This is a genomic window from Microcystis sp. (genome assembly GCF_048564745.1).
Classification (GTDB): Bacteria; Cyanobacteriota; Cyanobacteriia; order Cyanobacteriales; family Microcystaceae; genus Microcystis; species Microcystis ichthyoblabe_A.
Map to the genome: position 1 here is coordinate 1 of NZ_JBLZRT010000217.1, position 3,088 is coordinate 3,088.

The following is a 3,088-nucleotide window of genomic DNA, read 5'->3' on the forward strand; positions in this document are numbered from 1 at the left end:
AATTAGACAAGAATTTCCGGATTTGGCGGCAAAGTATTTCGACAACAAACCCTATTTTTGGGCGGGAGCTTATTTCGTGGCTAGTTGTGGCGACGTTACTGTCGAACAACTAAAAAAATACGTCGAGAACCAAAACTCCCCGAAAGTGGAAACGCTACCGCGTTAGTTTTATTCTGGTCGCGATTCATCTCGCTCCATTGAGATAGTTTTGATTCCCGCTCTGGCCCGGTCGGGAGGAAATAATACCAATTCTCCAAAGTCTGACTACAGAAGTTTAATCCCCCTAAATCCCCCTTAAAAAGGGTGACTTAAATTCGATGTGTAGTTTTCATTTAGAGAAATGGTATAAGCATATTCCAGAAAAAGGGTTTTTTTGAGAAACCCGTTTTCTAACTGATAACTCAAAAAGATTGGGATTGAATTGCCGTGATTACCACCGTATTGATAATATCGGGAACGGTACAACCGCGACTGAGATCATTGACGGGTTTTTTTAATCCCTGTAGGATTGGACCAATCGCTAAAGCTTTCGTTTCCCGCTGCACGGCTTTATAAGTATTATTACCTGTATTCAGGTCAGGAAAAATAAACACCGTCGCTTGGCCCGCTACCTCTGACCCCGGCATTTTTTGGGCGGCTACTTCCTTATCCACGGCCGCATCGTACTGAATCGGCCCTTCTAGCTTCAAATCGGGGCGTTTTTCCCTAGCGATTTTGGTCGCCTGTCGTACTTTTTCCACGTCTTCTCCCTGGCCCGATTGACCCGAAGAATAGGAAAGCAGGGCGATTCGCGGTTCAATTCCGAATTTTTGGGCAGTTTCAGCAGAAGATAGGGCGATTTCGGCTAATTCCTCGGCGCTAGGGTCGGGATTCACGGCACAATCCCCATAAACCAAGACTCGATCCTCTAGACACATAAAAAAGACCGAGGAGACGATCGCACAATCGGGCTTAGTTTTGATAATCTGGAGTGCAGGCCGAATCGTGTGTTGAGTGGTATGCACTGCCCCCGATACCATACCATCAGCATCGCCCTGATACACCATTAAAGTGCCAAAATAGGAGACATCCTGTGCATAATCCCGGGCCATGTCGAGATTCATTCCCTTGGCTTTTCTCGCTTCGTAGAGGGTCTGCACATAGCTTTCAAAATGGGGACTAGCCACGGGGTCAATAATTTGCAGGCGATCGAGATCGAGAGTGATACCATGTTTTTTAATCACCATTGCAATCTCGTCTGGTTGTCCCAAGAGGGTTAAATCGACGATATCCTGTTCGATTAAAACTGTGGCTGCCTGGAGGATGCGCGGTTCAGTCCCTTCGGCCAAAACGATGTGACGTTTTTGCGCTTTGGCCTGTTGTACGAGATTATAGGTGAACATCTTCGGGGTAATCCCCTGGGTCCGCAAAGTGCGAATTTGCGCTTCTAGGCGATCGAGATTGATGTTACTGTGAAAAAGCTGCAGACTGAGGTTAATTTTATCGTAGTCCGTCGAGGTCAGGGTGGTTCGCACATCGTGGATGCGTTCGGCCGTGGTGTAGGTATCGGTGGTGACGGAGAGAATCGGCAAGGGATCGGGCAAACCTTCAATTAAACGGGCGATCGAAGGATTGAGACTATGACCTGCTGTTAAGACTATACCAGCTAATTGGGGATAATTGGCCGATTGGTGGGCCTGTAACATCCCGATAATCACATCGCCGCGATCCCAAGGGGTGATAATTAAACTATCTTCTTTTAACCGCTCTAGGGCATTTTGCATCTGCATGGCCACCACCAGAAAGTTACTAGCTAAACTATCTAATCTTTGCTGTCCGTAGAGAACTTTTGCCTGCAATTGTTGGGCGATTTCTGCCACTCGCGGGCTGCTCAGTTTGGCATTGTGGGGAATCACTCCTAGGGCATATTCTTGGGGAGGAAAAATTTTAGTCAGGGTTTTCCGTAATTCCTCTATTTTTTCCTCTTCAGCTTGGTTGATAATAATCCCAATCACCGTACAACCTTTATCCTGGTAGGTGTCGCAGGAAATCAGGATCGGACTAAGGGCATCTTCGATACTGCGATTGTGGGCATTACCTAATATTAAGATGGGATGGCCGAGATTTTTGGCGATTTCTGTATTTAGTTCAAATTCAAAGGCGGAATTTTCTTGCAGATAATCGGAACCTTCACAAAGGATAAAATCATATTTATTTTCTAAGTTTTTAAACTTTTTGATAATTCTTTCAATGATTTCATCAAATTTTTGTTGTACCAATAAATCCTTAACTTCTTCGTAACATAACCCGAAGGCTTCTTCGTAGGTTTGTTCTAATTTAAAATAATTGAGGATTAAGTCAATGTCTTCGTCCCGATGACCTTCGGAACAGTCGAGAACAATTGGCTGGAAAAAAGCAACTTTATTAGTTTTGCGGAGAATTAAGTCAATAATTCCTAAAGCTACTAACGCTTTACCGCTTCCCGTTGCCGTCGTGCTGATATATAAAGAGTTAGTCATGGGTAGAGCAGAATAATAACGAGGTGGGATTTAATTGGGCTACCCCAACCTTGAGGTGGGCAATTAATCCCCCCTTAATCCCCCCTTGATCCCCCCTTAATCCCCCCTTAATAAGGGGGGCAGCGATCAAGTTGTCTATAAGGGCGTGAATTGTTGGCAAATTTTCAGTAAACTATCTTTATTTGTTGGCTAATCCAGAGATTTTTCTCAAACAGCGATCGCTGTTTGAATATCTGCTAGAGATTGGGCAACCATATATTTTAATATATCAGTTATTTTGTCCGATTGCTGTTCACTGGTAACATTTTTTCCATGAACTTGATTTAATTTCCTCAGACTAAAATAAAGACTCCGGCAAATCCTATCACTGGCTTTCCAGCTAGGGCTTGGTTTTTCATAAAGATTTAAGTAGGTGGGTATTAAAAACTTTCAGATCCCCCCGCCTATCGGCACCCCCCTTATCAAGCTATCCATTAGTCGGATCTTTCTTAACAAAAAGAGAAGAAACTTAAAAAAAGGGGAAACGATTGATAGGTATAGTTTTGAAAGAAGGAATCAAGGTGGAGGTAAGCAAAAAAATGGAGAAATGG

At 43.9% G+C, this 3,088-nt stretch carries 2 protein-coding genes; one reads left to right on the plus strand and one right to left on the minus strand.

All coding sequences use genetic code 11. From position 1 onward, the window contains the following. On the plus strand, window positions 1–166 hold a 166-nt coding region (locus tag ACOCD9_RS21710; RefSeq protein ID WP_287699916.1), incomplete at its 5' end, for a transposase. 235 nt (window positions 167–401) lie between these two features. Here ACOCD9_RS21710 and pta read toward each other — a convergent pair. Beyond that, a complete protein-coding gene (gene pta / locus ACOCD9_RS21715; RefSeq protein ID WP_419548418.1) occupies window positions 402–2,498 on the minus strand; it encodes a phosphate acetyltransferase in 2,097 nt (698 codons plus the stop codon). Window positions 2,499–3,088 lie beyond the last annotated feature (590 nt).

What these genes read in the sequence shown, in the direction of transcription:
- pta (WP_419548418.1), bottom strand. Translation starts at nt 2,498, where the DNA reads ATGACTAACTCTTTATATATCAGCACGACGGCAACGGGAAGCGGTAAA.